Origin of the sequence: Bartonella sp. W8122 (assembly GCF_016102485.1) — a bacterium.
Taxonomy (GTDB): Bacteria; Pseudomonadota; Alphaproteobacteria; order Rhizobiales; family Rhizobiaceae; genus Bartonella; species Bartonella apihabitans.
Genome location: NZ_JACFOO010000001.1, coordinates 81,772 through 106,131, shown reverse-complemented (window position 1 = coordinate 106,131; position 24,360 = coordinate 81,772). Strand labels below are relative to the sequence as shown.

Below are 24,360 nucleotides of genomic sequence, written 5' to 3'. Positions count from 1 at the left end.
AAACAGGGAATGAAGATTGAACGAGGCTTAATTGTTTGCTGAAGACAGGAAATCTCTAGACCGATCTGGTAAAGGGCATTCGAAAAGACTTCGCTTGGTTCTCTACGCGTTGGCAATTTTGCTGTCTTTCCCGTTTTTGCTGATGCTTCTTTATAATCTGCCATTTATTCATCCGGTTTCGACCTTGATGCTGCGTGACCAGATTACTTTTACTCCTTATGAACGGGAGTGGCGCAGTATTGACGATATTTCTCCTCATCTCGTTTATGCAGTTGTCATGTCGGAAGATGGTCAATTTTGTTTTCATAGCGGTGTTGACTGGAACGCAATGAAAACTGTTATTTCGCGTGATGGAGGCCCTAACAGAGGAGCGTCGACAATTACGATGCAAATGGTGAAAAACCTGTTTTTATGGCATGACCGGTCGTATTTGAGAAAAGGTCTTGAAATTCCTTATGCGACGGTCGCCGATGCTGTTTTGTCCAAACGACGTATTATGGAAATTTATCTCAATATTGCCGAATGGGGGCCCGGAATCTACGGAGCGGAAGCTGCTTCACAACATTTTTTCAAACGTTCGGCAAAAAATCTCAATCCAAGGCAAGCAGCCTATCTCGCAGTCACTTTACCCAATCCGAAATTGCGTAATCCTTCCCGTCCATCCGTGAATTTGACAAGGCTTGAACGTCTGATAGAAAAACGCGTACGTCAATCGTCTGCTTATACCCAATGTTTGCGAGAGACGGGTTCAGAGCAGTAATGAAATTGAGTCGGTTTTGACCGGCTGGACAATTTCGCAAGAGCAGCAAAAACATGCCGGCAGTTTTGGAAGATTTTAAGCAAAAAGGTGATTTTAAAATTTTTCCGCTTATAATAGGCACAATATCGGCCTATTTCATAAAAAATGCTGATTTCAGTCTGGTCAAAGTCCGATAATCGGTGTATAGGCTCGCCAAACCTTCTATAATTTTGTCTGCCGATATAGCTTCGGGTTATGGTGGCAGATACGTTTTAAGCAAATTTGGAGTATAATTCCATGGCTGTACCTAAACGAAAAACGACCCCGTCAAAGCGCGGTATGCGTCGTTCTGCCGATGCCCTCAAGGCTCCGACCTATGTTGAAGACAAAACTTCCGGCGAGCTTCGTCGCCCGCACCATATCGATCTTAAAACCGGTATGTATCGTGGCCGTCAGGTTCTAACACCGAAAGACTGAGGTCTTTTTGAATTTAAAGAAAAACCGGTCTATTGGCCGGTTTTTTTATGTCCAAATTATTCGACGAATTTTTGATGTATTTGGTGCGCCGGTTTGGTGAAAAATTTCTACAACTTGTTTTGTAGAATTTTATTGTCCGGTTGACTTGGCAACACGTTGATAGAATCGGAAAACCATGCCTGTCCGGATTGGCTATAAATGGTTTCTGTCGCTCAAATCCGGTAAGTGATTTCCTGTTTTTGCCCCGTCTTGCTCCAGTTTTGACGAGAAGCCAATCTCGTCGATCGCGAATGTAATTTTTCTCATCAATTTTTCTTCCTTCACGCTTCACAATCAAACCGGTTTATTGATAAAAATTCGGAATCGGTTGGTGCTTGTTTTTACCTTATCAGAAACAGCGGCTTCAAAAACCCTTGCGCAAACTGTGTTGGGAAAACTTTATTATCTATAGCGGAAACACATTGGCAAAAACGGTTTGGTGAAAAATGCCCGTTTATAAGGAAATAGAAGCGGTGGACACTGTGCTTCAAGAACATTGTAAGCTTAAGAATAGTCAAAAGTTATGAATGATCCGGCAGGCAAATTTCCGGTTTGTCGAGGAGCGCTTTTCACAAAAGAATATCTTGTGCCATGCGAGGCTATTTTTAATCACAAAAAATATTTTCCGGCATGAAAGAATTATACCCGTCGAAGCTTCAATATGTGCCCCGATTATGGTTAATCGGGTTTGCTCTGTTTTCCGGATTATTCCTTGACCTTATTGCTATATTTTGGTTTCTCTCCTAGTAAGAACACAGTATCTGGTGAGAACATATCAAGAACATGGTAATGTCAGCGATTCGTCGCTGATTCGTTCCGGTACTGTTCCAAAGGTTAAGAATTATGGTTAACGTTTCGTAAATGACAAAGCTTGCTTGTCGTTTGATAAGGCGTTAAGGCGTATTTTGGCGGCTATGTCCGGCAAAATCTGATTATTTGGAGTAGACGATGGCTAAAGCCCCTCTCATCCTTTCGGGGCGTGATGTAACAGCCGTTCTGGGGCCGACAAATACCGGCAAAACCCATTTGGCAATCGAGCGGATGCTTGCCCATGATAGCGGAATGATCGGACTGCCGTTACGACTTCTTGCACGTGAAGTTTATAACCGTATTAGCGAAAAGATCGGCCCGAACAGGGTTTCTCTCATTACGGGGGAAGAAAAGATTATTCCTCTCGGTGCCCCTTATTCTGTTTGCACGGTGGAAGCTTTACCAAGGGAAACCAAGGCTTCTTTTGTCGCGATAGATGAAGTGCAACTTGCCGGTGATCTCGCTCGCGGCCATATTTTTACCGATCGGATTTTACATTTGCGTGGCACACAGGAAACGATGCTGCTCGGTGCTTCGACGATGCAAGGCATTCTGCAAAAACTTTTGCCCGGTCTTAATGTTGTCAGTCGGCCGCGGTTTTCGCAATTGCTCTATGCAGGCTCGAAAAAGTTGACCCGTTTGCCAAGCCGCACAGCAATTGTCGCCTTTTCTGCCGATGATGTTTATGCAATTGCCGAATTGATCAAGCGCCAGCGCGGTGGGGCAGCCGTGGTCATGGGGGCGCTCTCGCCACGTACGAGAAATGCACAGGTAGCCCTTTATCAATCGGGAGACGTGGATTTTCTCGTGGCAACCGATGCAATCGGTATGGGACTTAATCTTGATGTCGATCATGTGGCTTTTGCCCAGACAAGAAAATTCGATGGCTACCAGTTTCGCGATTTGACCGCAGCGGAGATGGCGCAAATTGCAGGACGTGCCGGCCGTCATATGCGTGATGGCACCTTTGGCGTGACCGGACGGATTGCCGATCTGGATAAAGATCTTGTTGAACGAATCGAATCACATCATTTTGATCCGGTCAAAGTTTTGCAGTGGCGTAGCGAAGATCTCGATTTTACAACGCTTGACAGTTTGAGAAAATCACTGGAAGCGGCAGCCCCCGTAGAAGGACTGGCCCGTGCATTGCCGGCTGTGGATGCGCAAGCTCTTGATAATCTCTCGCATGATTATGATATCGCCCGATTGGCTGACAGGCCCGAGCGCGTGGCATTGCTTTGGGACGCATGTGCACTTCCCGACTATCGCAAAATTGCACCCGCGCAACACGCGGAAATTATTGCCAACATCTATCGTGATCTTGTAAAACGCGGCAGCGTCAATGAAAACTATTTGGCCGAGCAGGTCTCACAAGCTGATCGAGTCGATGGTAATATTGACACTTTATCGCATCGGATTGCCCAGATTAGAACCTGGACATTTGTGTCTCACAGACCCGGATGGCTTACCAATCCGCAACACTGGCAAGAAAAGACGCGGGAAATTGAAGATAGATTGTCAGATGCGTTACATGAGAGGTTGACGAAACGATTTGTAGACCGCAGAACAAGCGTACTTATGAAGCGGCTTAGAGAGAATGTGATGATGGATGCCGAAATAGTTCAAACTGGCGATGTTCTCGTAGAGGGGCATCATGTTGGAAAACTTGATGGGTTTCGTTTTATTGCCGATGTCAATGGCGAAGGTGCCGATGCAAAAGCTCTAAGGGCTGCTGCAGATAAAATATTGGCCGGTGAATTCGAAAAAAAAGCAGATCGTTTGGCCGCTTCGGCCAATGGCGATTTTGCGGTCGGTTCGGATGGTGTGGTTCGCTGGATTGGCCAACCTTTGGCAAGCCTTGCTGCAACCGATGATATTTTGAAGCCGAGAGCGGTACTGCTCGCCGATGAACAATTGACGGGGCAGGCGCGTGAAAAAGTTGCCGAACGGGTCGATCGTTTTGTGAGCTTCCATTTTGAAACAGCATTGAAGCCGCTTTTTGATCTTATCAATGCGGATGCGCTGGTCGGTATGACACGTGGACTGGCATTCCGTCTGGTTGAACATCTGGGCGTTTTGCCGCGCCGTGACGTTGCAGAAGAGGTCAAAAGCCTTGACCAGATTTCACGTGCAGCCTTGAGAAGACTCGGAACACGTTTTGGCGCTTTTCATATTTTTCTGCCAATGATGTTGAAGCCGGCACCGGCGCAAGCCATTACGCTTCTATGGGCATTGAAAAACCATGCGCGCGATTTGCCGGGTTATGGCGATGTTCTGCAAGTACTGGCAGCCGGCCGTACCTCGGTTGTTGTCGACCCGACTTTCGACCCGACCTTTTATCAACTTGCCGGTTATCGGATTTTGGGGCGCCGTGCCGTACGTGTCGATATTCTGGAACGTCTCGCTGATCTCATTCGCAATGCAGTGAACTGGAAGCCCGGTAGCGGGCCGCGTCCGGACGGTGCTTATGACGGGCGTCATTTTCTGGTTACTCCGGCAATGATGTCGATACTTGGTGCAACAGCCGAGGATATGGAAGAAATTCTTAAAAGTCTGGGCTACCGTTTTGATAAAAAAGACAAGGCGGAAATTGCAGCCAAGCTTCAGGAGCTTGATGCAACACCGGAGGAAGCAAAGCCTGCTTCAATTGTCGAACGCCCTGCCGAACCGGTAGGCGATTTTGCGACGACCCCTGCAGTTCAGGAAACTGCAACAACAGAAGAGGTCAACACACCGGAAGCTGAGCCAGTCGGTCCTCATTTCACAAAGAAGACTACGGAAGAAGAGGAAAAACCTGTATTGCTCTGGCATTATCAGGGGCGGCATGATTACCGTCAGTCAAGGCAGAATAGCGACAAAAAGAAACGTTCCGCACAGCGCTTTGAAAAAACAGGTGACAGACCGGAAAAGTCGGGCGAATCACGTCGTGACAAACAACGTCCGCGTAAAAATTCGTCTTTTAACAATCCGAAAGCGGATGCTTCTTACAAACAGCATAAATCAAAGTCGCAATCGAAACCGGTTGACCCTGATTCGCCTTTTGCAAAACTCGCAGCCTTGCGCGACCAATTGAAAAAATGAGCGAAGAGACCGTTTCGAGACAGCGCTTGGACAAGTGGCTGTTTTTCTCACGGACGGTCAAAACGCGTAGCCTTGCTGCCAAACTCGTTGAGGGCAGCAAGGTCAGAGTTAATCGTGTGAAAATTGACAAGCCGGGCTATTCGATAAAAGTCGGAGATGTTTTGACTATCCGGCTCGAACGTTCGGTGGTCGTTTATAAGGTTGCAGGACTTGGCGAACGTCGGGGACCTGCAGTGGAAGCCCGATTGCTTTATGAAGATTTGACACCCATCGAAGTTGTAGCAGACAGACAGAATATCATTTCATCAGGTCCCCGACCGACAAAACGTGACAGAAGGCAATTATTGCGTTTTTTAAAACAGGAAATGTGAACAAATTGGTTCATATGCGGGGTTGAAACGATGAGACAAAAACGTTAACTCAGTGCTGTTATCGTTTCATTTCCGTTTAAAAGTGTGACAGGCTTTTGTCGGAATGCGCTTGACGTGAACACTGGAGATTGAACAATGACCTATGTTGTGACCGACAATTGCATTCGCTGCAAATACACTGATTGTGTCGAGGTTTGCCCCGTTGACTGTTTCTATGAAGGGGAAAACATGCTTGTTATCCACCCTGACGAATGCATCGATTGTGGTGTCTGTGAACCGGAATGTCCGGCTGAAGCAATCAAGCCGGATACCGAGCCGGGGCTGGAAAAATGGCTGGAGCTCAACATGGAATATTCGGCAAAATGGCCGAATATAACGGTTAAGAAAGATCAGTTGCCCGAGGCAACCGAAATGGACGGCGTTACCGGAAAACTTGAAAAATATTTCTCGCCCAAGCCTGGAAGCGGTGATTAGGCATACAAATAGTTGAACTTGACTGCCGGATGATTGATTTCGTTGGATTTTTGTGTTAAGGTTTTGCCGTTAAGCCGATACTGAATGTCTTTGACGTTTCTTTTTCTCATCGAAAGGTGTTTTAATCAGGCATAGTTCGCGTCGTATCGTGGATGTTTTCATCACGTGCAGTTGAATGATGCAAGATTGGGTGGACTTATCGGAACATTTGCTTTGCAAATGTGCAAAAGCTTATTGTGCGGGATAAGTCGGAAGTAATGTTGAAAATTCGGGGATCGGATAAGGCTCTATGTTTTTGGAGCCTTCAACCTGTGTTTGTCGGCAGCAGTGCCGAGCACAAATGGAGTTGGTTAAAAATATGTCATCCCCCAAGAAAAAATCCCCGGCACGGCACGGGTTTAAGGCTCAAGAATACATCGTTTATCCTGCCCACGGTGTTGGCCAGATTGTTGCTATTGAAGAACAGGAAGTTGCAGGTATCAAGCTTGAACTGTTTGTCATCCATTTTGAAAAAGATAAAATGCATGTCAAAGTTCCGGTTGCCAAAGCTTTATCGATTGGCATGCGCAAATTGTCTGAGACCGATTTTGTTGACCGCGCGTTGAAAGTGCTACAGGGGCGGGCACGTATCAAGCGGACAATGTGGTCTCGTCGTGCACAGGAATATGACGCAAAAATCAATTCGGGTGATTTGATTTCGATTGCCGAAGTGGTGCGGGATCTTTTCCGTGCTGAAAATCAGCCTGAACAATCCTATTCGGAGCGTCAGCTTTATGAAGCAGCGCTTGATCGCATGGCGCGTGAAATTGCTGTCGTCAACAAGATTTCGGAAACAGAAGCCGTTCGCGCAATTGAAATCAATCTCGCCAAGAGCCCGAAGCGCAGTGCTAAAAGTGATGCTGACGGTGATGTCGATATTGATGTCGATGGTGAAGACAGCGAGAACGTCGCTGCTTGACCATAATTGGCAAGACAGCCAACAATATAGTCTTCGATATTTTTAAAAGCCCGCTTTTAAAGCGGGCTTTTTAATTTTCAACGATTTAAATTTATCAAGAGAACACGTAAAAATTGTAAAAAAACTATCAAAAATTAAATTATTTTAACTTTTAGTTGTTTTTTTATGGAACCAACTCTTTCGGCAGACGTTAGCAGCCTGAAAGGAAAATAGCTTTTTATTTTCCTGCTAACACTTTTCCTACCGAGGGGGCAATCATGTCCAACATCTCCACGTCAACGCAAGTGACGACAAATTTCAATTCGGGTACCGACAATATGCTTGGTCGGAACATGATGCGTTCGGCTATGAAAGCTCCCTACCTCGAACGAGAAGATGAACACATGCTCGCATTGCGCTGGAGGGATGATCAGGACAGCGTTGCCATGCATAAGATTGCCGTTTCCCATATGAGATTGGTCATTTCAATAGCGGGCAAGTTCAAACATTTCAAATTACCTTTGGGAGATATGGTTCAGGAGGGCTATGTCGGGCTTCTTGAAGCAGCCGCACGTTTTGATCCCGAGCGCGAAGTGCGCTTTTCCACCTATGCAACATGGTGGATAAGAGCCTCCATTCAGGACTACATTTTGCGTAACTGGTCGATTGTTCGTGGTGGTACAAGTTCGGCCCAAAAGGCACTGTTTTTCAATTTACGACGTTTGCGTACCAAGCTTGCAAATGAAGATAGAACCATGACAAAACAGGATATCTATCGCAATATATCGGAAAAGCTCGGCGTTTCCGTTTCCGATGTCGAAACAATGGATTTCCGGTTTTCGACAACTGACAATTCGTTAAGTGCTCCAATGATCGGGGATGATGAAAATTCGGGCAGCAAAATGGATTCGCTCGTTGATAATCACCCGTTGCAAGACGAACTTGTCGAGGACGAAATTGATGGACAACGTCGCTCGAAATGGCTTCATGATGCACTGCAGATTTTGAATGAAAGAGAACTTCAAATTATCCGTTATCGACGTTTGAATGATGAAGGCGCAACTCTTGAAGCCTTGGGTGAAGAAATGGGCATTTCCAAGGAACGTGTCCGTCAGATCGAAGCAAGGGCATTGGAAAAATTGCGTAATTGCCTTCTTTCTGTTAACACTGTCGATGCTTATCAGGTTTAATTGCCAAAAGAACGCGTTTCGTCCCCTCAAGGCGATCCTGCTAAAAGGGTAAATACCTGACAGGATCACAGGGTAGAATTGGCCAGGAGAACCGGTTTGTCACCGTTTGACAAAAACGCGCATATTGAACAAAAATTACTCGCATATTCTATTCTGGCAACAATAGTTCTGGCAATTGCAGCGATCATCACGGGCATTCTTTCGGGTGCCTCCTCTATCATTTTCGACGGGATGTATTCGTCGATTGATTGTCTGTTCAGTATTGCTGCGCTTCTTGTTGTCCGGCTCATCGAGATTGACGTAAACCGGAGGAGCCGCAAAGCACCCAAATTTGTCGAGCGCTTTCAATATGGTTTTTGGCATCTCGAACCAATGCTGCTTGCAATTAATGGCTTATCTTTAATGATCGCCATTATTTATGCTTTGTTTGAAGCCGTTGGTAAAATTTTGAATGGCGGGAAACTTCCGCATTTTGATGCCGCTATTGGGTTTTCGATCTTTGCTGTCATCCTTTGCTTTGCAATGGCGTTTTACGAACAATATTTCAATCGTCGGATAAAGTCGGCTTTCATAACAATTGATGTAAAGAGCTGGATTGTATCGGGTGGCATAGGCTTGGCTCTTCTATGTGCTTTTACCTTTGCCAATCTGATAGAAGGTACCGGCTACGAATGGATTTTACCCTATATTGATCCGGTTATTCTGGCGCTCATCGCGCTCATCATGTTACCAATGCCGGTTAGAACTGTTTTACGCGCCATGCGCGATATCCTGATGATCACGCCGGTTGATCTTGATGAACATGTCAATAATGTTGTCGATGCCATTGTAGAAAAATATGGTTTTGTCGGTTCCCAGAATTATCTCGCCAAGGTAGGGCGGTCGACAATGATCGAGATTCATCTCATCTTGCCACATCATTATAAAATTGCCGAAGTTGAAGAGCTCGATAAAATCCGTACCGAAATCGGCGAAAAGATAGGTCATGCGGGGCCGGATCGGTGGCTGACAGTGTCTTTTACGTCAAGTCCGCAATGGGCTTATTAAGAGAACAGAGCTTATCAAGATACGGATTTTTCGCGACCTCGTCGAAATCTATTCGGAAATAATTTTGATTCGGTCACCCGCTGATAAATTGGCTGTTGCCGGTAATGCGTTGATGATGCGCAGCAGTTTTTCTTTGGCATTGGTCCCCTGCATGCGAGCCGCAACGGATGCAACAGTTTCTCCGCCTTTAATTGTCAGGACATGGATACGCAACGGTTTAAGGGCAGAAACCTCGCGTGACGAAAGCGCTTTAAAGGAAGATGTTGTGGCATTCGCCACCGAATTGAGCCCGGACGAATTTTTCGGAGCAGCCGTCAAGAACCGGAAGACATGATCCTTGACAAAGATCACAACGACATCGAATTGCCAGCGATCATTGGCAGCATGGGCACGTGCCGCTTCTAAACCATTAATAGTAATGGCCTGTATAGTAGATGGATCAAGACCGCTTACCCAACCACTTTTGATATAATCGACCGGCGAGGAGCCGCGCGGGAGTGCAACACCGTCGAAACGCACAGCAATGTCGTTATTTCCGCTGGCAATGACAGCGGCGGAAGAATTATCTATTGTAAATCCTTCAGGCACCGTGAAAGTAATACCCAATTTGGGGTGGATAAACTGGTTTCCGCGAATATATCCTTCATCGGCGGTATCGCCAAAAATCATTCCGTCAATGCCGTTCAGGAAATCGTCCCGGTCGGTTTTACCAACACCGGGCGCTCCTACTTTGCGGGCTTGATCGGTTGCAAGCTGGATACGTTGGGGCGTTGACGGGTGACTTGCCAGAAAGTCGAGTGTTGCATCGGTTGCACCGGAAACATTCCGATAGGCAGCATAGGCTTCCATGGCTTGGAGGAAACGTGGCGAAGCAAACGGATCATAGCCGGCTTGGCCCAACATTTTTATGCCGATTGCATCCGCCTGCAATTCCTGATTGCGCGAAAATTGTGCAAGCCGCAATTTTCCGCGAATGGCTGTTTCACGTTCGGCCGAATGGTCTTCCAGAACTTCACTGACAACCTGATTTGTAAGCTCCACTTCGGCTTCTTTTTGCTGGCGTAAAATACCGTGATTGGCGGTGACATGTGCCATTTCATGGGCAAGAACGGCTGCTACTTCCGATGAATCATTGGCAAGTGCAAGAAGACCGCGTGTGACATAGACATAGCCACCGGGAAGCGCAAAAGCATTGACATTGGGTGAATTCAAAATAGTAATCCGGTAGGTCTGGTCAGGTTTGTCCGAAACTGCAGTGAGCTTACCGACGATTTTTGCAACCATCCGTTCGAGTTTCGGGTCGCTATATTCACCGCCATAAGTTTGTAAGATTCGCGGATGTTGCGAGGCCCCCAATTGTGCAAGAGAATCGCCTTTGCTTACTTTGTCGACTGTAACCGGTGTGCCTGAAGGCATAAGACCGCCATCCGGTTTGTTATAATCAACAAGCTGGCAGGCTGATAATCCCGATAAACCCAAACCGATAAAAATGGCAAAGCCAATTTTCTTTGGCGCAAGCGTAAAAATGCGTGGCAATAAATGCGACTTCATTTTTCCCAATCGTTTGTGTTTATTCATCTTGGCAGGCACTTTCCCTAGTTCACAGGGAGAACAATGATTTCCACTATGTCGAAAAAGTTGAAAATAACATGCTTTTTGGAAATTTCATCTATATTACAACAAGTAGAATTGAATTGTTATGACATATGGAGGACGATCAGACAATTTAAATAGAGGGCGAACTGATAACTGGCATAGAAAATTTGAAAAAAGAAAAATCGGGAAAACTGACAAAACAAAAATAGGCGTTTGAGTGAAAAGCTTTACTGTTCTTCTTGATGGCGATCTTTATGTGACCGAACGGCTTATGAAGCAGATCGGACATGGCCATATTATCGTTGCTGACGGGGCAATCCGCTTTGTCGAAATGCTTCATGTGAAGCCGGAATTGTGGGTAGGAGATTTCGATTCAACGAAAGCCGACTTGAAGGAACGTTATAAAGATATCGAGAAGAAGTCTTTTCCCGTGGCAAAGGATAAGACCGATGGAGAGCTCGCTATCGATTTTGCTTTGGAACGAGGAGCCGAACGCATTATTTTGTGTGGTGCTCTTGGTGGCAAACGTTCCGACCACGCTTTTTTCCACTTCGCCCATGCATTGGCGATGAAAGAAAACGGCATTGATGTTCTTCTAACGAGTGGCAAGGAGGAAGGATATGCTCTTCTTCCGGGAGCTTATTCATTCGATTTGCCCGCCGGCACAATTTTCAGTCTTATCGGCTTTGATGACCTCGATGGTCTCACAATCGAGGGCGCCAGATGGCCGCTTTTGAAAAAAAATGTGCCCTTTGGTTCATCATTGACCCTTTCCAATGAAGTAAACGGCCAATTAAACGTGACCCTGTCGCAAGGTCGTGCAATCTTGTTGGCAACATTGGTTTGAAGAGCATAAATTTTGCGGATAGCTCTTTAGAAAATATCCGTTTTATCCATATGTTATATCAAGATAAGGATAAATTCAGTGCTTTGGCCTTATCTTGGTTTTGCCTTATTATTAAGACACAGTGTCGACAAGATTAAAAAGAGAAAGAGTGAGGACATGTTTAAACGTATTTCTGTAATTGCCATGGTTTCGGCTTTGGGACTTGCAACTGTTGCCTGTTCGCCGAATGAACAGCGTACTGCCGGATATGGCGTTGGTGGTGCGGCTTTGGGCGCACTCGCAGGCGGTGCTATCAAGGGGAATGGCAAGGGTGCTTTGAGAGGCGCTGCAATCGGTGCTGCGGCAGGTACGCTTGTTGGTGTTGCAACAAAGCGTAATGGCGTTCAGTATTGTAACTACCGCGATGCCTATGGGCAAATGTATCAGGCACCTTGCAACCAATACCAATAAGGTTTTAAAGACCTGAAAAATGAAGGGGTCGGTTCTGCTGGCCCTTTTTTATTTTATGTGTTTAAAAAATATATTTTGCTATTAATCGGAAAAAATAACTAAACGGAATCATAATGGCGCCTCCTCTTTTACGTCTCGACCACATTTCACTCACCTTTGGCGGTACACCATTGCTGACCGATGCTGCTTTATCGGTCTCAAGCGGCGACCGTATTGCGCTTGTCGGGCGTAACGGTTCGGGTAAGTCGACACTTCTTAAAATTGCAGCCGGTCTTGTCGAGCCGACGGATGGCGAGATTTTCCGGCATCCCTCGGCAACAATACGCTATTTGCCGCAATCACCCGATCTTGACGGTTTTGAAAATGTGCGTGCCTATGTCGAAGCGGGACTGGGGCCTTTGGATGATGTCCACCGTGTCAGCTATATGCTTGATCATCTGGGATTGAGCGGTGAAGAAAAACCCGACCAGCTTTCGGGCGGCGAGGCGCGCCGCGCCGCATTGGCGCGCGTTATTGCACCGGCTCCCGATATTCTGCTTCTTGATGAACCGACCAACCATCTTGATCTTACCACAATCGAATGGCTCGAAGGGGAACTTAAAACAATAAGGTCAAGCATTGTCCTGATTTCGCATGACCGGCGTTTTCTGGAAAACGTCTCGCAATCGACAATCTGGCTTGATCGGGGGCAAACAAAGCGCCTTGGTAAGGGATTTGCTTTTTTCGAGGAATGGCGTGACAAACTTCTTGAAGAAGAAGAAATGGAGCAACAAAAACTCGGCCGCCAGATTGTGCGTGAAGAGCATTGGCTGCGTTATGGCGTGACAGCGCGGCGCAAACGCAATGTTCGCCGTCTCGACGAATTGCAGAAATTGCGGCAAAAATACAAGAGTTATCGCGGGCCGCAAGGCAATGCTGTCATGGAGTTGAGCGATTCACAGGAATCCGGAAAACTGGTGATTGAAGCCAAAAATATCAGCAAAGCTTATGGCGAACAGGTTCTTGTCGATCATTTTTCCACACGTATCCACCGTGGTGACAGGGTGGGACTGGTGGGTCCCAATGGCATTGGCAAAACAACATTGTTATCCATGCTGAGCGGGGTTTTGACACCTGATAGCGGAACAGTGAAACTTGGCGTCAATCTTGAAATTGCAACGCTTGATCAAAAACGCTCGCTTGATGAAAATGAAACGCTTGCCCATTATTTGACCGACGGGCGCGGCGACAGTGTTATCGTCAATGGTGAACAACGTCATGTTGTCTCCTATATGAAGGACTTTCTGTTTTCGCCTGAACAGGCGAGGACGCCGATCAAAGAATTGTCGGGCGGCGAAAGAGCGCGGTTGATGCTGGCGCGCGTCTTGTCTCGTCCTGCAAATCTCTTGATACTCGACGAACCTACAAATGACCTTGATATGGAAACACTTGATCTTTTGCAGGAACTTGTCAGCAATTTCCCGGGAACTGTTCTGCTTGTTAGCCACGATCGCGATTTTCTTGATCGCACAGTTACCAGTATCATCGCTCCAGAAGGTAATGGTCGTTGGCTCGAATATGCCGGTGGCTATAGCGATATGATAGCGCAACGGAAAGGTCGGGAAATCGAACAGAAAAACGTTGCGAAATCATCTTCGCCACAAACATCAGCTCCAGCCGAACGGGGAAAACGGGAAACAAAACAGAAGCTATCCTATAAACAGAAATATGCTTTGGAAAAATTGCCTTCGGAAATTGATGCGCTTCATGACGAGATTGCAAAGATGGAAAAAGAGTTTTCCGATCCCGACCTTTATTCAAAAAATGCCAAAAGGTTCGAGGAACTTTCGCGCCTTCTCGAACAAAAGCGAAAAGACCTTGAAATAAAGGAAAACGAGTGGCTCGAGCTTGAAATGCTGAAAGAAGAACTCGAAAAATAGTTTCATTTTTTGGAAACTATAGGGTGTCCGCCAACGCGAATTTTTTGGCATTGAAAAATGTTGAACCGGCGGATGTGGATGGCATGGTCACACCCCCGCATAATCACCGGTAATTCGTAAGAGATAACAAAAAGCCTTCCGGAAACGGAAGGCTTTCGAGTTTTCAAAAATTTTAAAAATCAGCTCATTCCGAGTGCGTCTTTATAGAGCTGGATCATGGCTTCCTCTTCCTGACGCTCATGGTCTTCTTTTTTACGCAAACGGATAATTGTGCGTACAGCCTTGCTGTCGAAACCACTTCCCTTAAGCTCGGCATAAACTTCTTTTATGTCGTCGGAAATTGTTTTCTTTTCTTCTTCAAGGCGTTCGATACGCTCGATAAAAGAACGCAACTGGCCAACGGCCACTGCTTGTTTTTCGTCTGTCACTTCACTCATGGAAATGGCCTCCAGATAAATCGTGTTCAAACGAGTCGTTAAGTCGATCGTTCAGTTTCCTGTTGATGTCCGAGTCCTGCCCTCGGAGTCAAGATGGCGGGTTTAATTTTTACCCCCGATATTTTAGCCAAGTGCCCAGTTCTGGAAGTTACCAGTCGGCACGTGACGGGAAAATCTGTTTCATGTGAATCATCGGCATTCCGTTTATTTTATGAAATAGCGGTTGCAGATAATCTGCCCATTTGATCACACCCTCTTCGTTTGCTATCAAATCCTGTCGGACTTCAATAAGGATGTGGGCAATACCCTTTTTTGTACAATGACGGTACATTGTATCGCCTTTCAAGGCACCGTCATAGGGTTCGTTATCGCCAACTTCAAGCCCGGCAATTTCGTTCAAACCGGTAAATAACGGGTCGAAAGCACGTCTGTCATTGTCCCATAAAAGACCAATATGCCAAGGACGTGCTTGACCATGCCAGACGGGTGTAAAAGAATGTACTGAAACCACAAATGGATTTTTGCCACTTGCCTCTTCGACACCGGCGATTAACCGCCCGACAGCCAGATCGTAGGGTTTATAATAGTTTTCGATTCGGCGTTGTCTTTCGGTTTCGCTCATCGGATAATTATCGGGAATAACCGAACCGTCAGACAATTGCATAATCAATGTCGGATCATCTTCTCCACGGTTGGGGTCGATCAAAAGTCTTGAGAAATGGCTGACAACCGCAGGTACTTCAAGGCGTTTTGCAAGCTCTTTTGTAAGCATTTCAGCACCTATATCATAGGCGATGTGACGGAAAAGCTCGGAAGATTGAAGTCCGAGCGAGCCATATTCATCAGGCAAAGCGTTGCTTGCATGGTCACAGATGAGGACGAGCCCCGCTTCCATATTGCCGGGAATTTCTTCAAAGGGATAGAAATTTTCTTTCTGTTTCATTTTTTTATCATCACTTTATAATATGGCTGTTTTGAAAATCTCTGACATTGACAAATTTTAAGAAACTACACAAAACACAAATGAAGTGCAAAAGAATAGCGGTCAGGACAAAATAAAACCGAAGGTGCCAGAAATGTTGTTGAAAAAGACCAGGATTATTCTCTTCGGTGTGGCGATCTTGCTCGCTCTTTCATGTGCGGCTCGTGCGGATTTCCGTGTTTGCAACACAACTCAGGAAGCCATCGGCGTTTCCATTGGCTACCGTGCAAAAGCCGGATGGATGTCCGAAGGTTGGTGGGTCGTCGGTCCAACCCGTTGCAAGACGATTATTGACGGGCCTTTATCCTCGCGTTTTTATTATCTTCATGCGGAAGACGCCAAAAATCACGGGCGTTGGGATGGCCCCATCAATATGTGCGTGAAAGATTCCGAATTTACCATTAATGGTGTCAACGACTGCTTTGCACGAGGCTTTCAGAAAGCCGGTTTTCAAGAAATCGATACGGGTACGCAAACAAGCTGGATGGTTCAGCTTACAGAACCCGTGTCCAATAATCCGGCGTTAAATACGCCGCTTGTTACAGGAGCTCCCACAAAATGAAACGTAACCGTAAAGTAAAGATTGTTGCTACGCTCGGACCTGCTTCGTCCGACGAAAAAATGATCGAAAAGCTTTTTTTAGCGGGGGTTGACGTTTTTCGCATCAATATGAGTCATGCCGATCATGACACAATGCGCTCTTTGGTTAAAATCATACGTCACATCGAGAAAAAACAAGGGCGCCCGATTGGTATACTTGCCGATTTGCAGGGACCGAAATTACGTGTGGGAGAATTTGCAAACGGCAAGGTTGATCTTGTTGCCGGACAAACTTTCACGCTCGACAATAAAGATATTCCGGGTGACAATACCCGTGTCTATTTGCCTCACAAGGAAATTTTCGACGCGGTCAAGCCGGGCGAACGTTTGTTGATTGATGACGGTAAACTCGAGCTTTTGGCTCAGAAATGCACACATACCGCTATTGAATGCAAGGTCGTTGCCGGAACGCACATTTCCGATCGCAAGGGCGTGAGCCTGCCGGATACGCTGCTCGGTGTCGGTGCAATGACGGAAAAAGACCATAAAGATCTTCTTGCTGTTCTTGAACAGCCGATCGACTGGATTGCACTTTCCTTTATCCAGCGCCCTGAAGATATTGCCGAAGCTCGTAAAATTGCCAAAGGCAAAGTCGCCATTCTTTCAAAAATCGAAAAGCCGCAAGCTGTTCGCAGAATTAACGAGATTGTCGATTTATCCGACGCTGTTATGGTGGCGCGTGGCGATCTTGGCGTTGAAATGCCGTTGGAAACGGTGCCCGGTATCCAGATGGATATTATCAAACTCTGTCGGCGCGCTGGTAAGCCGGTTGTGGTTGCAACCCAGATGCTTGAATCGATGATCACCTCACCGGTTCCCACCCGTGCTGAAGTCTCGGATGTTGCAACAGCCGTTTATGAAGGGGCTGATGCTATCATGCTTTCGGCTGAATCGGCTGCCGGTGCCTATCCGGAAGAAGCTGTTCGCACAATGGATAAAATTGCCTGCAAGATCGAACGGGATTCCAATTACGAACCGATGATTGATGCGCAACATCCGGCTCCCGAACCAACCGGTGCCGATGCCATTTCGCTTGCCGCAAGGCAAATTGCTGAAACGCTCAATCTTTCGGCCATTGTCGCTTATACGGCTTCCGGTGCGACAGGTATTCGTGCGTCTCGCGAGCGGCCAATGCCTTCAATCATTGCTCTTTCACCGATTACCGAAACGGCGCGGCGTCTTGCTCTTGTTTGGGGGCTTCATTGTGTTGTCACTGAAGATGCGCACAATCTTGATGATATGGTCGAAAGAGCCGCTGCCATTGCACTGCGGGAAGGCTATAGCGTCCCGGGTGACAGAATTATCGTAACCGCCGGTGTACCGCTTGGAACACCGGGTGCAACCAATATGCTGCGCATTGCCTATGTTGCCAAACAAGATGGCAAACGCAGATAATTATTGGTAAATCCTGATATTCATCGGCAGAACCGGATTCCTTGGGTTCTGCCGAAATCTATTTTCGCTGATGATTTTTCAGGGTCTCTTTCACCTCGCTTACGAGGGGACGAGTTTTCGAGGGGCAGAGTTTCCAACATTGAAAGTAAGCGGTTCAGATTTTTTTTGAACAGGATGTCGGTTAGGCTTACACAAAAAGCCGTCAACTGAAGCTTCGGTTGCATATAAAACTATTCTGGTAAAGGGAGCCCAAAAAAAGCTCCTGATAAAGAACCATCCGGAATAAGTGTAATATCAGACTATAGAAATGACTTACGGAGTGTTGCAAAACACACTATTTAAGTGCTCGTTAATTATTTATGTGCACGTTAATCTATATAACCGTTATTTACGGTTTTTTTTAAACAAAGCGGACTTTTTTAATCCTGATATTTTGATAAACAGTTTTTATTTCCCTTTTATGGAAAATTTTTCAATTTAGAGACAACGGGAAAGACATCAAGATATATCCGGCCGTATCTCTTTTACTGGTTTTTCACAAGCTCACGGGCAAGCGCATCAATATGACTGGCCGCCCGATCAATTGCTTTGGCTGCGACTGTTTCGTAGCGTTCACAGGCATCGGTAAGCTGTGTATTTTCCTGTCGCAACATGTCGTTTTCCTGTTTCAGGCTATTTAGCTGACGACGCGCTTCATCAAGCTCGTCCATAACCATTATGCCTGCCATAACAGAAAGGCGATGATCTCCGATCTCGCCGAAATTCGATTTCAAATGGCTGATATATTGGTCAAGCTGATGGGCAAGACCGGCAAGATGGTCTTCTTCGCCTTCATCGCAAGCCATGCGGTAGGTTTTTCCATCAATCGTGACTGATACAGTTGCCATATTTATTGCCCTTTACCGGTCAACCACTGTTCGTATCGTTTCCATTGCGGTAATAAGACGGCGCGATACTTCCTTATTGGCTTGTTCAAGGCGTTCAGCGCGCGATTCAGATGTATCGAGTGCTTGCGCCAGACGGCTGCGATCTGCATTCATGCGCTGGATTTCTTCCTCGAGCTCACTGGTGTCATATGTATCTTTATTGTCATTGACAACGGCATTTTCAAGCGTCTTAAGAGCGTTTTCCAGACGATTGATCGCTTGATCGAGAATTGATGTATCTTGTGGCATCGAGTTCCAGATCCTTTGTGTAAAAGATAAATCCAAAAACGAATCATTCCGACAAATTTTATCCGAGTTTTACTATTCTTAAATGTCTTCTCGGCTTGTGGCAAGAAATCCACCGTATCAAAGCTGGTGACAGTGGGATTTTATTGACTCACACGGTTTAAGTGATATTTGTCAAAAGAAGCATTAGACCGAATTTACTAGCGATCAAAGAGTAGCCAATTTTCATGAAAAATAATGACAAGCAGAACCAGATGGCCAATGCTATCCGTTTTCTTTCCATCGATGCAATCGAGAAAGCAAATTCGGGGCATCCTGGTCTTCCGATGGGTGCCGCCGACATTGCGACAGTGCTTTATACAAAATTTTTAGCCCACGATCCGAAAAAGCCGAATTGGCCTAATCGGGACCGTTTTGTTCTCTCGGCTGGACACGGTTCCATGTTGCTTTATTCAGTCATGTATCTTTCCGGATATGAAGACGTTACGATAGACGAGATAAAGAATTTCCGTCAGCTTGGCGCAAAAACTGCCGGTCATCCGGAATATCGTCATATCAATGGCATTGAAACGACAACCGGTCCGTTGGGTCAGGGCATAGCCAATGCCGTTGGAATGGCACTTGGCGAGCGCATCATGAATGCACGTTGGGGAGATCTCATCGATCATTATACTTACGTGCTTGCCGGTGATGGCTGTCTGATGGAAGGTATCTCGCAAGAAGCCATTGCTTTTGCCGGACACATGAAGCTCAACAAGCTTATTGTCTTCTGGGACAATAACCAGATATCGATTGATGGTGCGATTACGATTTCGGATAATACCGACCAGTGTGCACGTTTTGAAGCTTGTCAGTGGAATACAATCAAGGTTGACGGGCACGATCAGGATGCAATCGCCAAAGCAATCGAAAAAGCCAAAACCTCTGACAAACCGACATTGATTTCGTGCCGGACAACAATCGGTTTCGGCTCTCCGCACAAAGCGGGAACCAATAAGGCTCATGGGTCGCCGCTCGGCAAGGAAGAAGTTGCCGAGACACGTAAATCGCTGGGCTGGGAAAGCGAGCCTTTCGTTATTCCTGCCGAGATTCTCGACAACTGGCGGCTTGCCGGTCTCAATGCTGCAAAAAAGCGTCAGGAATGGGATAAAAAGCTTGAAGCTCTTGATCCACAAAAACGTGCCGAATTCGAACGTTTAATGCGTGGTGACCTGCCCGGCAATTTCGATAGCGTCATTAATGACTACAAAAAGAAACTTGCTGCTGACCAGCCGAAAGTTGCGACGCGTGTTGCCTCGCAGATGGCACTTGAAGTTATCAATGGGGCAGTTGACGAAACAATCGGTGGATCGGCCGATTTGACAGGCTCCAATAACACCAAAACAAGCCAGACCAATGATATTACACCGGAAGATTTTTCCGGTCGTTATATTCATTATGGTATTCGCGAACATGCCATGGCTGCGATTATGAACGGCTTGTCACTTTATGGTGGTATCATTCCCTATTCGGGAACTTTCTTGTGCTTTTCCGATTATGCCCGTCCGGCAATGCGGCTTTCATCATTGATGGGTATTCGTGTCATCTATGTGATGACACATGATTCCATCGGCCTTGGTGAAGATGGCCCCACCCATCAACCGGTTGAACATCTGGCAAGTTTGCGGGCAATTCCCAATCATCTTGTTTTCCGTCCGGCCGATGTGGTCGAGACCGCCGAATGTTGGCAATTGGCATTGAAATCAAAAACAACGCCTTCGACTTTGGCATTGACCCGTCAAGGTTTGCCCACTTTGCGCAAAAACTATGACGAAGACAATCTTTGTGCCTTGGGTGCTTATGAATTGATGACGGCGAGTGATGAAGCAAAAGTTACGATTTTTGCATCCGGTTCGGAAGTTGAAATAGCGGTGAAGGCACGCAACGAACTTGAAAACAAAGGAATTCCTACAAGAGTTGTGTCGGTCCCTTGTTTTGAACTTTTCGAGCACCAAGTAGAGTCCTATCAAACGGCTTTGATAGGTACAGCGCCTGTGAAAATTGCTATTGAAGCAGCAATTCGCCAAGGATGGGATCGTTTTATTGGTCGAGATGGTGTATTTATAGGAATGCATAGTTTTGGTGCGAGTGGTCCTATCGACGCACTTTACAAACATTTCGGGATAACCCCCGAAGCCGTCGTTGCAGCGGCGGAAGCAAAGCTTTAATATTCAAATATCTCAATTAAAGGGAGAGATAATATGGCAGTACGTGTAGCAATCAACGGATTTGGACGTATTGGACGCAATGTTGTGCGTGCAATCATTGAAAGCGGTCGCAAAGATATTGACATTGTTGCAGTTAACGATTTGGGGCCGGTTGAAACAAATGCCCATCTGTTGCGCTATGATTCGGTCCATGGACGTTTCCCTCATGAAGTAAAGGTATCGGGTGATACCATTGACGCTGGCCGCGGGCCGATCAAGGTTACGGCTGCACGTGATCCGGAACAATTGCCGTGGAAAGAACTCGGCATTGATATTGCTTTGGAATGCACCGGCATTTTTACCGCCCGTGAAAAAGCTGCTGCCCATCTTGATGCAGGAGCCAAGCGCGTTATCGTTTCCGCACCGTCAAAAGGCGCTGACCTGACAGTTGTCTATGGCGTTAATCATGACAAGCTCACAAAAGAGCACAAAGTCATTTCGAACGGATCCTGCACAACCAACTGCCTTGCTCCGGTTGCCCATGTCCTCAACAAAACTGTCGGCATTGAAAAAGGCTTCATGACAACTATTCACTCTTATACAGGCGATCAACCGACTTTGGATAAATTGCATAAAGATCTCTACCGTGCACGCGCTGCAGCTTTGTCGATGATTCCGACATCTACCGGTGCTGCCAAGGCTGTTGGTCTGGTTTTGCCGGAACTTGCAGGCAAGCTTGATGGCGTTGCTATCCGTGTTCCGACTCCGAATGTTTCGGTTGTCGACTTTACCTTTATTGCAAAGCGTTCGGTTACACCGGAAGAAATCAATGAAGAAATCCGTAAAGCTGCAAATGGTCCTTTGAAGGGTATCCTCGGCTATACCGATGAAAAACTCGTCAGCCACGATTTCAACCATGATCCACATTCTTCTATTTTCCATACCGAGCAAACACGCGTTATGGATGGAACATTCGTTCGTATTCTTTCCTGGTACGACAATGAATGGGGCTTCTCCAACCGTATGGCTGATGTTGCTGTCGCATTTGCAAAGACGATCTGACAATAATAATGGGGGCATCAGCCCCCATTTTCTTATTAAAAATGAAGGTCTTGTTGAGTTGTTTGTCCAAAGACTTTCAATAAAACGGACTTGAATGGGCCACATTGAAATAAAAGCCCGTTCCTTGAAAATCTGGAGAAAAATATGGCTTTTCGCACCCTTGATGATGTTGATGTAAAATCGAAGCGCGTGCTTCTGCGCGTTGATCTCAATGTGCCAGTCGCTGACGGAAAAGTAACGGATGCCACTCGCATCGAGCGGGTTAAACCAACCATCACCGAACTGAGCAGAAAAGGTGCAAAAGTTATTTTGCTTGCCCATTTCGGGCGTCCGAAAGGCAAAGTTGTTGCCGAATTTTCATTAAAGCAAATTGTCCCGACAGTCGAAAAAGTTTTAGGGAAAACAGTTGCTTTTGCCGAGGACTGCATTGGCGAAAAAGCAAAAGCCGCTGTCGATGCCCTGCAAGACGGGGATATCGTTCTTTTGGAAAATACACGCTTCCACGAAGGCGAAGAAAAGAACGATCCGGCATTTGCCAAAGCATTGGCTGAAAATGGCGATATTTATGTGAATGATGCGTTTTCCGCCGCTCACCGTGCCCATGCTTCGACGGAAGGGCTTGCCCATGTTTTGCCAGCCTATGCCGGCCGCTCCATGCAGATGGAACTCGAGGCACTGGAAAAAGGGCTCGGTCATCCGGCTCATCCGGTGGTAGCCATCGTTGGTGGTGCCAAAGTTTCGACGAAGATTGATCTTTTGAACAATCTGATTGAAAAGGTCGATGCACTTATTATCGGCGGCGGCATGGCCAATACATTTCTGGCGGCGAGAGGTTTAAGTGTCGGAAAGTCGTTATGCGAGCATGAACTCGGAGAGACTGCCCGTGCTATTTTGACCAAGGCAAAGACCGAAAATTGTTCAATTATTTTGCCGGTTGACGCTATTGTTGCCGAAAGTTTTGAAGCAAATTCGCCTAACCATCGTTATGGTATCGATTCAATTCCCGCCGATGGTATGATTCTCGATATTGGTGAAAATTCTGTCGAACGTATCAACGCGGCCATAGATGACGCTGCAACGCTGGTCTGGAACGGACCGCTTGGCGCTTTTGAATTGCATCCCTTTGATGCAGGTACAGTTGCTGTTGCCAAACGTGTTGCTGCCCGCACAAAACAGAAAAAGCTCACCTCCATTGCTGGTGGTGGTGATACGGTTTCGGCGCTTCATCATGCCGGTGTTGCTGCCGATTTTACCTATATTTCAACAGCGGGCGGAGCATTTCTCGAATGGATGGAAGGCAAACCATTGCCTGGTATTGTCGCCTTGGAGAAATAAAATAATGAAGTGGGGAAAATTCTTTTCAGATTTCCCCGCTTGCATATTGAAATGATTGGAACGGGGGTTTGTCCGTTTCACTTTGGATACAAATTGTTATTGTCTGGCTATTAAAAAAGAGGAGCCACCCCAATGAGTGAACGTCTTGAGGATATTGCAATTGCTATGACGGCAGGAGGAAAAGGTCTGCTTGCTGCTGATGAAAGCACAAGCACCATAAAAAAGCGGTTTGATACGATCCATCTTGAATCGACCGAAGAAAACCGTCGCGACTATCGTGAGATGTTGTTCACGACCAAAGAAGCTATGGAAAAATACATTTCCGGTGTCATTCTTTTTGATGAAACAATTCGTCAAAAAGCCTCGGATGGTCGCATGTTGACCGACATTATCAGACAGGCCGGTTCGATACCCGGTATCAAGGTCGACGAAGGGGCAAAGCCGCTCGCTGGTTTTCCGGATGAAACGATTACAGAAGGGCTTGATGGTTTACGGGGACGCTTGAAAGAATATTACGAACTGGGTGCCCGTTTTGCCAAATGGCGCGGTGTTATTGCTATTGATAGCAATAAATTCCCGACATGGGGTGCTGTAAGGCAAAATGCTCAAGCCTTGGCACGTTACGCTGCACTTTGTCAGGAAGCACAGATTGTTCCGATCGTTGAACCGGAAATTCTCATGGATGGCAAACCCGGAAATCACTCGATTGATCGTTGCTATGAAGTAACCGAACATGTGTTGAGAACCGTTTTTGACGAGCTTTTTTCTGCCCGCGTCAAATTGGAAGGCATGGTTTTAAAGCCGAATATGGTTATTGACGGTAAAAATGCCCGCAAGGCTTCTGTCGAGGAGGTCGCTGAAAAAACCGTTCGTGTTTTGAAATCAACTGTTCCGGCAACTGTTCCCGGTATCGCATTCCTTTCCGGTGGCCAGTCGGACGAAGAAGCAACAGCTCATCTTTCGGCAATCAACGCAATCGGCAACCTGCCGTGGAAGGTAACATTCTCTTACGGACGTGCTCTTCAAGCTGCTGCTATCGCGGCATGGGGCGGTAAAAAGCAGAATGTTGCAGCCGGACAAAAGGCTTTTGCCCACCGTGCAAAGATGAACTATCTTGCAGCACTTGGCAAATGGACCAAAAAGGACGAACAAGCCGCCTGATTTGGAATTGGAATTATAAAATTTTCAAAAAGCCCGAAGCACCTGTTTCGGGC

General features: G+C 46.5%; 22 protein-coding genes and 1 pseudogene. 18 read left to right on the top strand and 5 right to left on the bottom strand.

The features are described 5' to 3' along the window. Nucleotides 1-31 precede the first annotated feature (31 nt). The 8 genes from mtgA (at nucleotide 32) to H3S83_RS00485 (ending at nucleotide 9,165) form a co-directional block, all read left to right on the top strand. The gene (gene mtgA / locus H3S83_RS00520) at nucleotides 32-760 is read left to right on the top strand and encodes a monofunctional biosynthetic peptidoglycan transglycosylase (protein ID WP_198238612.1); all 729 of its coding nucleotides are present in this window, start codon (nucleotides 32-34) and stop codon (nucleotides 758-760) included. A gap of 276 nt (nucleotides 761-1,036) precedes the next feature. Further along, nucleotides 1,037-1,216, top strand: coding sequence for a 50S ribosomal protein L32 (gene rpmF / locus H3S83_RS00515; RefSeq protein ID WP_075869347.1), 180 nt, complete (start codon nucleotides 1,037-1,039; stop codon nucleotides 1,214-1,216). A gap of 987 nt (nucleotides 1,217-2,203) precedes the next feature. Next, nucleotides 2,204-5,146, top strand: coding sequence for a DEAD/DEAH box helicase (locus H3S83_RS00510; protein WP_198238611.1), 2,943 nt, complete (start codon nucleotides 2,204-2,206; stop codon nucleotides 5,144-5,146). Continuing rightward, nucleotides 5,143-5,517 (top strand): RNA-binding S4 domain-containing protein, encoded by a 375-nt coding sequence (locus H3S83_RS00505; RefSeq protein WP_198238610.1) that lies wholly within the window; start codon nucleotides 5,143-5,145, stop codon nucleotides 5,515-5,517. The genes H3S83_RS00510 and H3S83_RS00505 overlap by 4 nt, the downstream gene beginning before the upstream one ends. Before the next feature lie 135 nt (nucleotides 5,518-5,652). Next, nucleotides 5,653-5,991 (top strand): ferredoxin FdxA, encoded by a 339-nt coding sequence (gene fdxA, locus H3S83_RS00500; RefSeq protein ID WP_077973053.1) that lies wholly within the window; start codon nucleotides 5,653-5,655, stop codon nucleotides 5,989-5,991. Between the two features lie 358 nt (nucleotides 5,992-6,349). Beyond that, entirely contained in the window at nucleotides 6,350-6,949 is a 600-nt protein-coding gene (locus H3S83_RS00495; protein WP_078040466.1) for a CarD family transcriptional regulator, read from the top strand. Between the two features lie 257 nt (nucleotides 6,950-7,206). After that, nucleotides 7,207-8,118 carry an RNA polymerase factor sigma-32 gene (locus H3S83_RS00490; RefSeq protein ID WP_077973049.1) on the top strand — a complete coding sequence of 304 codons (912 nt, stop codon included), beginning with the start codon at nucleotides 7,207-7,209 and terminating at the stop codon, nucleotides 8,116-8,118. Nucleotides 8,119-8,214: 96 nt separating this feature from the next. Beyond that, a complete protein-coding gene (locus H3S83_RS00485) occupies nucleotides 8,215-9,165 on the top strand; it encodes a cation diffusion facilitator family transporter (protein WP_198232881.1) in 951 nt (316 codons plus the stop codon). 48 nt (nucleotides 9,166-9,213) lie between these two features. Here the strand turns inward: H3S83_RS00485 and H3S83_RS00480 are convergent, their stop codons facing one another. Then, nucleotides 9,214-10,644, bottom strand: coding sequence for a M48 family metalloprotease (locus H3S83_RS00480; protein ID WP_370541356.1), 1,431 nt, complete (start codon nucleotides 10,642-10,644; stop codon nucleotides 9,214-9,216). 334 nt (nucleotides 10,645-10,978) lie between these two features. Between H3S83_RS00480 and H3S83_RS00475 the strand changes: the two genes are divergently transcribed. The 4 genes and pseudogenes from H3S83_RS00475 (at nucleotide 10,979) to H3S83_RS11655 (ending at nucleotide 13,977) form a co-directional block, all read left to right on the top strand. Next, nucleotides 10,979-11,608 carry a thiamine diphosphokinase gene (locus tag H3S83_RS00475; protein ID WP_198238609.1) on the top strand — a complete coding sequence of 210 codons (630 nt, stop codon included), beginning with the start codon at nucleotides 10,979-10,981 and terminating at the stop codon, nucleotides 11,606-11,608. A 156-nt stretch (nucleotides 11,609-11,764) separates the two neighbouring features. After that, nucleotides 11,765-12,058: a glycine zipper 2TM domain-containing protein gene (locus H3S83_RS00470; protein ID WP_075869339.1), complete on the top strand. Its 294-nt coding sequence runs from the start codon at nucleotides 11,765-11,767 to the stop codon at nucleotides 12,056-12,058. A 113-nt stretch (nucleotides 12,059-12,171) separates the two neighbouring features. Further along, nucleotides 12,172-13,657: pseudogene (locus H3S83_RS00465) on the top strand (ABC-F family ATP-binding cassette domain-containing protein); the annotation flags it as partial. Further along, a complete protein-coding gene (locus H3S83_RS11655) occupies nucleotides 13,636-13,977 on the top strand; it encodes a hypothetical protein (protein ID WP_370541355.1) in 342 nt (113 codons plus the stop codon). The pseudogene H3S83_RS00465 and the gene H3S83_RS11655, both read left to right, overlap by 22 nt. Nucleotides 13,978-14,156: 179 nt before the next feature. On the opposite strand, the gene H3S83_RS00460 is transcribed toward H3S83_RS11655, so the two are convergent. Both H3S83_RS00460 and H3S83_RS00455 read right to left on the bottom strand, forming a co-directional pair. Further along, nucleotides 14,157-14,414, bottom strand: coding sequence for a DUF2312 domain-containing protein (locus H3S83_RS00460; RefSeq protein ID WP_075869337.1), 258 nt, complete (start codon nucleotides 14,412-14,414; stop codon nucleotides 14,157-14,159). Between the two features lie 148 nt (nucleotides 14,415-14,562). Next, the gene (locus H3S83_RS00455; RefSeq protein ID WP_198238607.1) at nucleotides 14,563-15,357 is read right to left on the bottom strand and encodes an N-formylglutamate amidohydrolase; all 795 of its coding nucleotides are present in this window, start codon (nucleotides 15,355-15,357) and stop codon (nucleotides 14,563-14,565) included. A 133-nt stretch (nucleotides 15,358-15,490) separates the two neighbouring features. Here H3S83_RS00455 and H3S83_RS00450 point away from each other — a divergent pair, with 133 nt between their 5' ends. Together H3S83_RS00450 and pyk are read left to right on the top strand one after the other, a co-directional pair. After that, the gene (locus H3S83_RS00450; protein ID WP_198238354.1) at nucleotides 15,491-15,958 is read left to right on the top strand and encodes a DUF1036 domain-containing protein; all 468 of its coding nucleotides are present in this window, start codon (nucleotides 15,491-15,493) and stop codon (nucleotides 15,956-15,958) included. Then, nucleotides 15,955-17,391: a pyruvate kinase gene (gene pyk / locus H3S83_RS00445; RefSeq protein ID WP_077973039.1), complete on the top strand. Its 1,437-nt coding sequence runs from the start codon at nucleotides 15,955-15,957 to the stop codon at nucleotides 17,389-17,391. The genes H3S83_RS00450 and pyk overlap by 4 nt, the downstream gene beginning before the upstream one ends. 524 nt (nucleotides 17,392-17,915) lie before the next feature. Here pyk and H3S83_RS00440 read toward each other — a convergent pair. Both H3S83_RS00440 and H3S83_RS00435 read right to left on the bottom strand, forming a co-directional pair. After that, nucleotides 17,916-18,278 carry a cell division protein ZapA gene (locus tag H3S83_RS00440; RefSeq protein ID WP_078040149.1) on the bottom strand — a complete coding sequence of 121 codons (363 nt, stop codon included), beginning with the start codon at nucleotides 18,276-18,278 and terminating at the stop codon, nucleotides 17,916-17,918. Between the two features lie 12 nt (nucleotides 18,279-18,290). After that, the gene (locus H3S83_RS00435) at nucleotides 18,291-18,566 is read right to left on the bottom strand and encodes a DUF4164 domain-containing protein (protein WP_077973037.1); all 276 of its coding nucleotides are present in this window, start codon (nucleotides 18,564-18,566) and stop codon (nucleotides 18,291-18,293) included. A gap of 224 nt (nucleotides 18,567-18,790) precedes the next feature. On the opposite strand from H3S83_RS00435, the gene tkt reads away from it, so the two are divergent. From tkt to H3S83_RS00415, 4 genes are all read left to right on the top strand, one after another. Then, on the top strand, nucleotides 18,791-20,770 hold the full coding sequence (gene tkt, locus H3S83_RS00430) for a transketolase (RefSeq protein WP_077973036.1): 1,980 nt from the start codon (nucleotides 18,791-18,793) through the stop codon (nucleotides 20,768-20,770). Between the two features lie 33 nt (nucleotides 20,771-20,803). Then, nucleotides 20,804-21,811 carry a type I glyceraldehyde-3-phosphate dehydrogenase gene (gene gap, locus H3S83_RS00425; protein ID WP_077973035.1) on the top strand — a complete coding sequence of 336 codons (1,008 nt, stop codon included), beginning with the start codon at nucleotides 20,804-20,806 and terminating at the stop codon, nucleotides 21,809-21,811. 144 nt (nucleotides 21,812-21,955) lie between these two features. Beyond that, complete coding sequence (gene pgk / locus H3S83_RS00420) at nucleotides 21,956-23,146, top strand: phosphoglycerate kinase (RefSeq protein ID WP_198238606.1); 1,191 nt, start codon at nucleotides 21,956-21,958, stop codon at nucleotides 23,144-23,146. Nucleotides 23,147-23,278: 132 nt separating this feature from the next. Next, nucleotides 23,279-24,307, top strand: coding sequence for a class I fructose-bisphosphate aldolase (locus tag H3S83_RS00415; RefSeq protein WP_078040147.1), 1,029 nt, complete (start codon nucleotides 23,279-23,281; stop codon nucleotides 24,305-24,307). Nucleotides 24,308-24,360: the final 53 nt, after the last annotated feature.

What these genes read in the sequence shown, in the direction of transcription:
- rpmF (WP_075869347.1), top strand. Translation starts at nt 1,037, where the DNA reads ATGGCTGTACCTAAACGAAAAACGACCCCGTCAAAGCGCGGTATGCGT.
- H3S83_RS00510 (WP_198238611.1), top strand. Translation starts at nt 2,204, where the DNA reads ATGGCTAAAGCCCCTCTCATCCTTTCGGGGCGTGATGTAACAGCCGTT.
- H3S83_RS00505 (WP_198238610.1), top strand. Translation starts at nt 5,143, where the DNA reads ATGAGCGAAGAGACCGTTTCGAGACAGCGCTTGGACAAGTGGCTGTTT.
- fdxA (WP_077973053.1), top strand. Translation starts at nt 5,653, where the DNA reads ATGACCTATGTTGTGACCGACAATTGCATTCGCTGCAAATACACTGAT.
- H3S83_RS00495 (WP_078040466.1), top strand. Translation starts at nt 6,350, where the DNA reads ATGTCATCCCCCAAGAAAAAATCCCCGGCACGGCACGGGTTTAAGGCT.
- H3S83_RS00490 (WP_077973049.1), top strand. Translation starts at nt 7,207, where the DNA reads ATGTCCAACATCTCCACGTCAACGCAAGTGACGACAAATTTCAATTCG.
- H3S83_RS00470 (WP_075869339.1), top strand. Translation starts at nt 11,765, where the DNA reads ATGTTTAAACGTATTTCTGTAATTGCCATGGTTTCGGCTTTGGGACTT.
- H3S83_RS11655 (WP_370541355.1), top strand. Translation starts at nt 13,636, where the DNA reads ATGATAGCGCAACGGAAAGGTCGGGAAATCGAACAGAAAAACGTTGCG.
- H3S83_RS00460 (WP_075869337.1), bottom strand. Translation starts at nt 14,414, where the DNA reads ATGAGTGAAGTGACAGACGAAAAACAAGCAGTGGCCGTTGGCCAGTTG.
- H3S83_RS00455 (WP_198238607.1), bottom strand. Translation starts at nt 15,357, where the DNA reads ATGAAACAGAAAGAAAATTTCTATCCCTTTGAAGAAATTCCCGGCAAT.
- H3S83_RS00450 (WP_198238354.1), top strand. Translation starts at nt 15,491, where the DNA reads ATGTTGTTGAAAAAGACCAGGATTATTCTCTTCGGTGTGGCGATCTTG.
- pyk (WP_077973039.1), top strand. Translation starts at nt 15,955, where the DNA reads ATGAAACGTAACCGTAAAGTAAAGATTGTTGCTACGCTCGGACCTGCT.
- H3S83_RS00440 (WP_078040149.1), bottom strand. Translation starts at nt 18,278, where the DNA reads ATGGCAACTGTATCAGTCACGATTGATGGAAAAACCTACCGCATGGCT.
- H3S83_RS00435 (WP_077973037.1), bottom strand. Translation starts at nt 18,566, where the DNA reads ATGCCACAAGATACATCAATTCTCGATCAAGCGATCAATCGTCTGGAA.
- tkt (WP_077973036.1), top strand. Translation starts at nt 18,791, where the DNA reads ATGAAAAATAATGACAAGCAGAACCAGATGGCCAATGCTATCCGTTTT.
- gap (WP_077973035.1), top strand. Translation starts at nt 20,804, where the DNA reads ATGGCAGTACGTGTAGCAATCAACGGATTTGGACGTATTGGACGCAAT.
- pgk (WP_198238606.1), top strand. Translation starts at nt 21,956, where the DNA reads ATGGCTTTTCGCACCCTTGATGATGTTGATGTAAAATCGAAGCGCGTG.
- H3S83_RS00415 (WP_078040147.1), top strand. Translation starts at nt 23,279, where the DNA reads ATGAGTGAACGTCTTGAGGATATTGCAATTGCTATGACGGCAGGAGGA.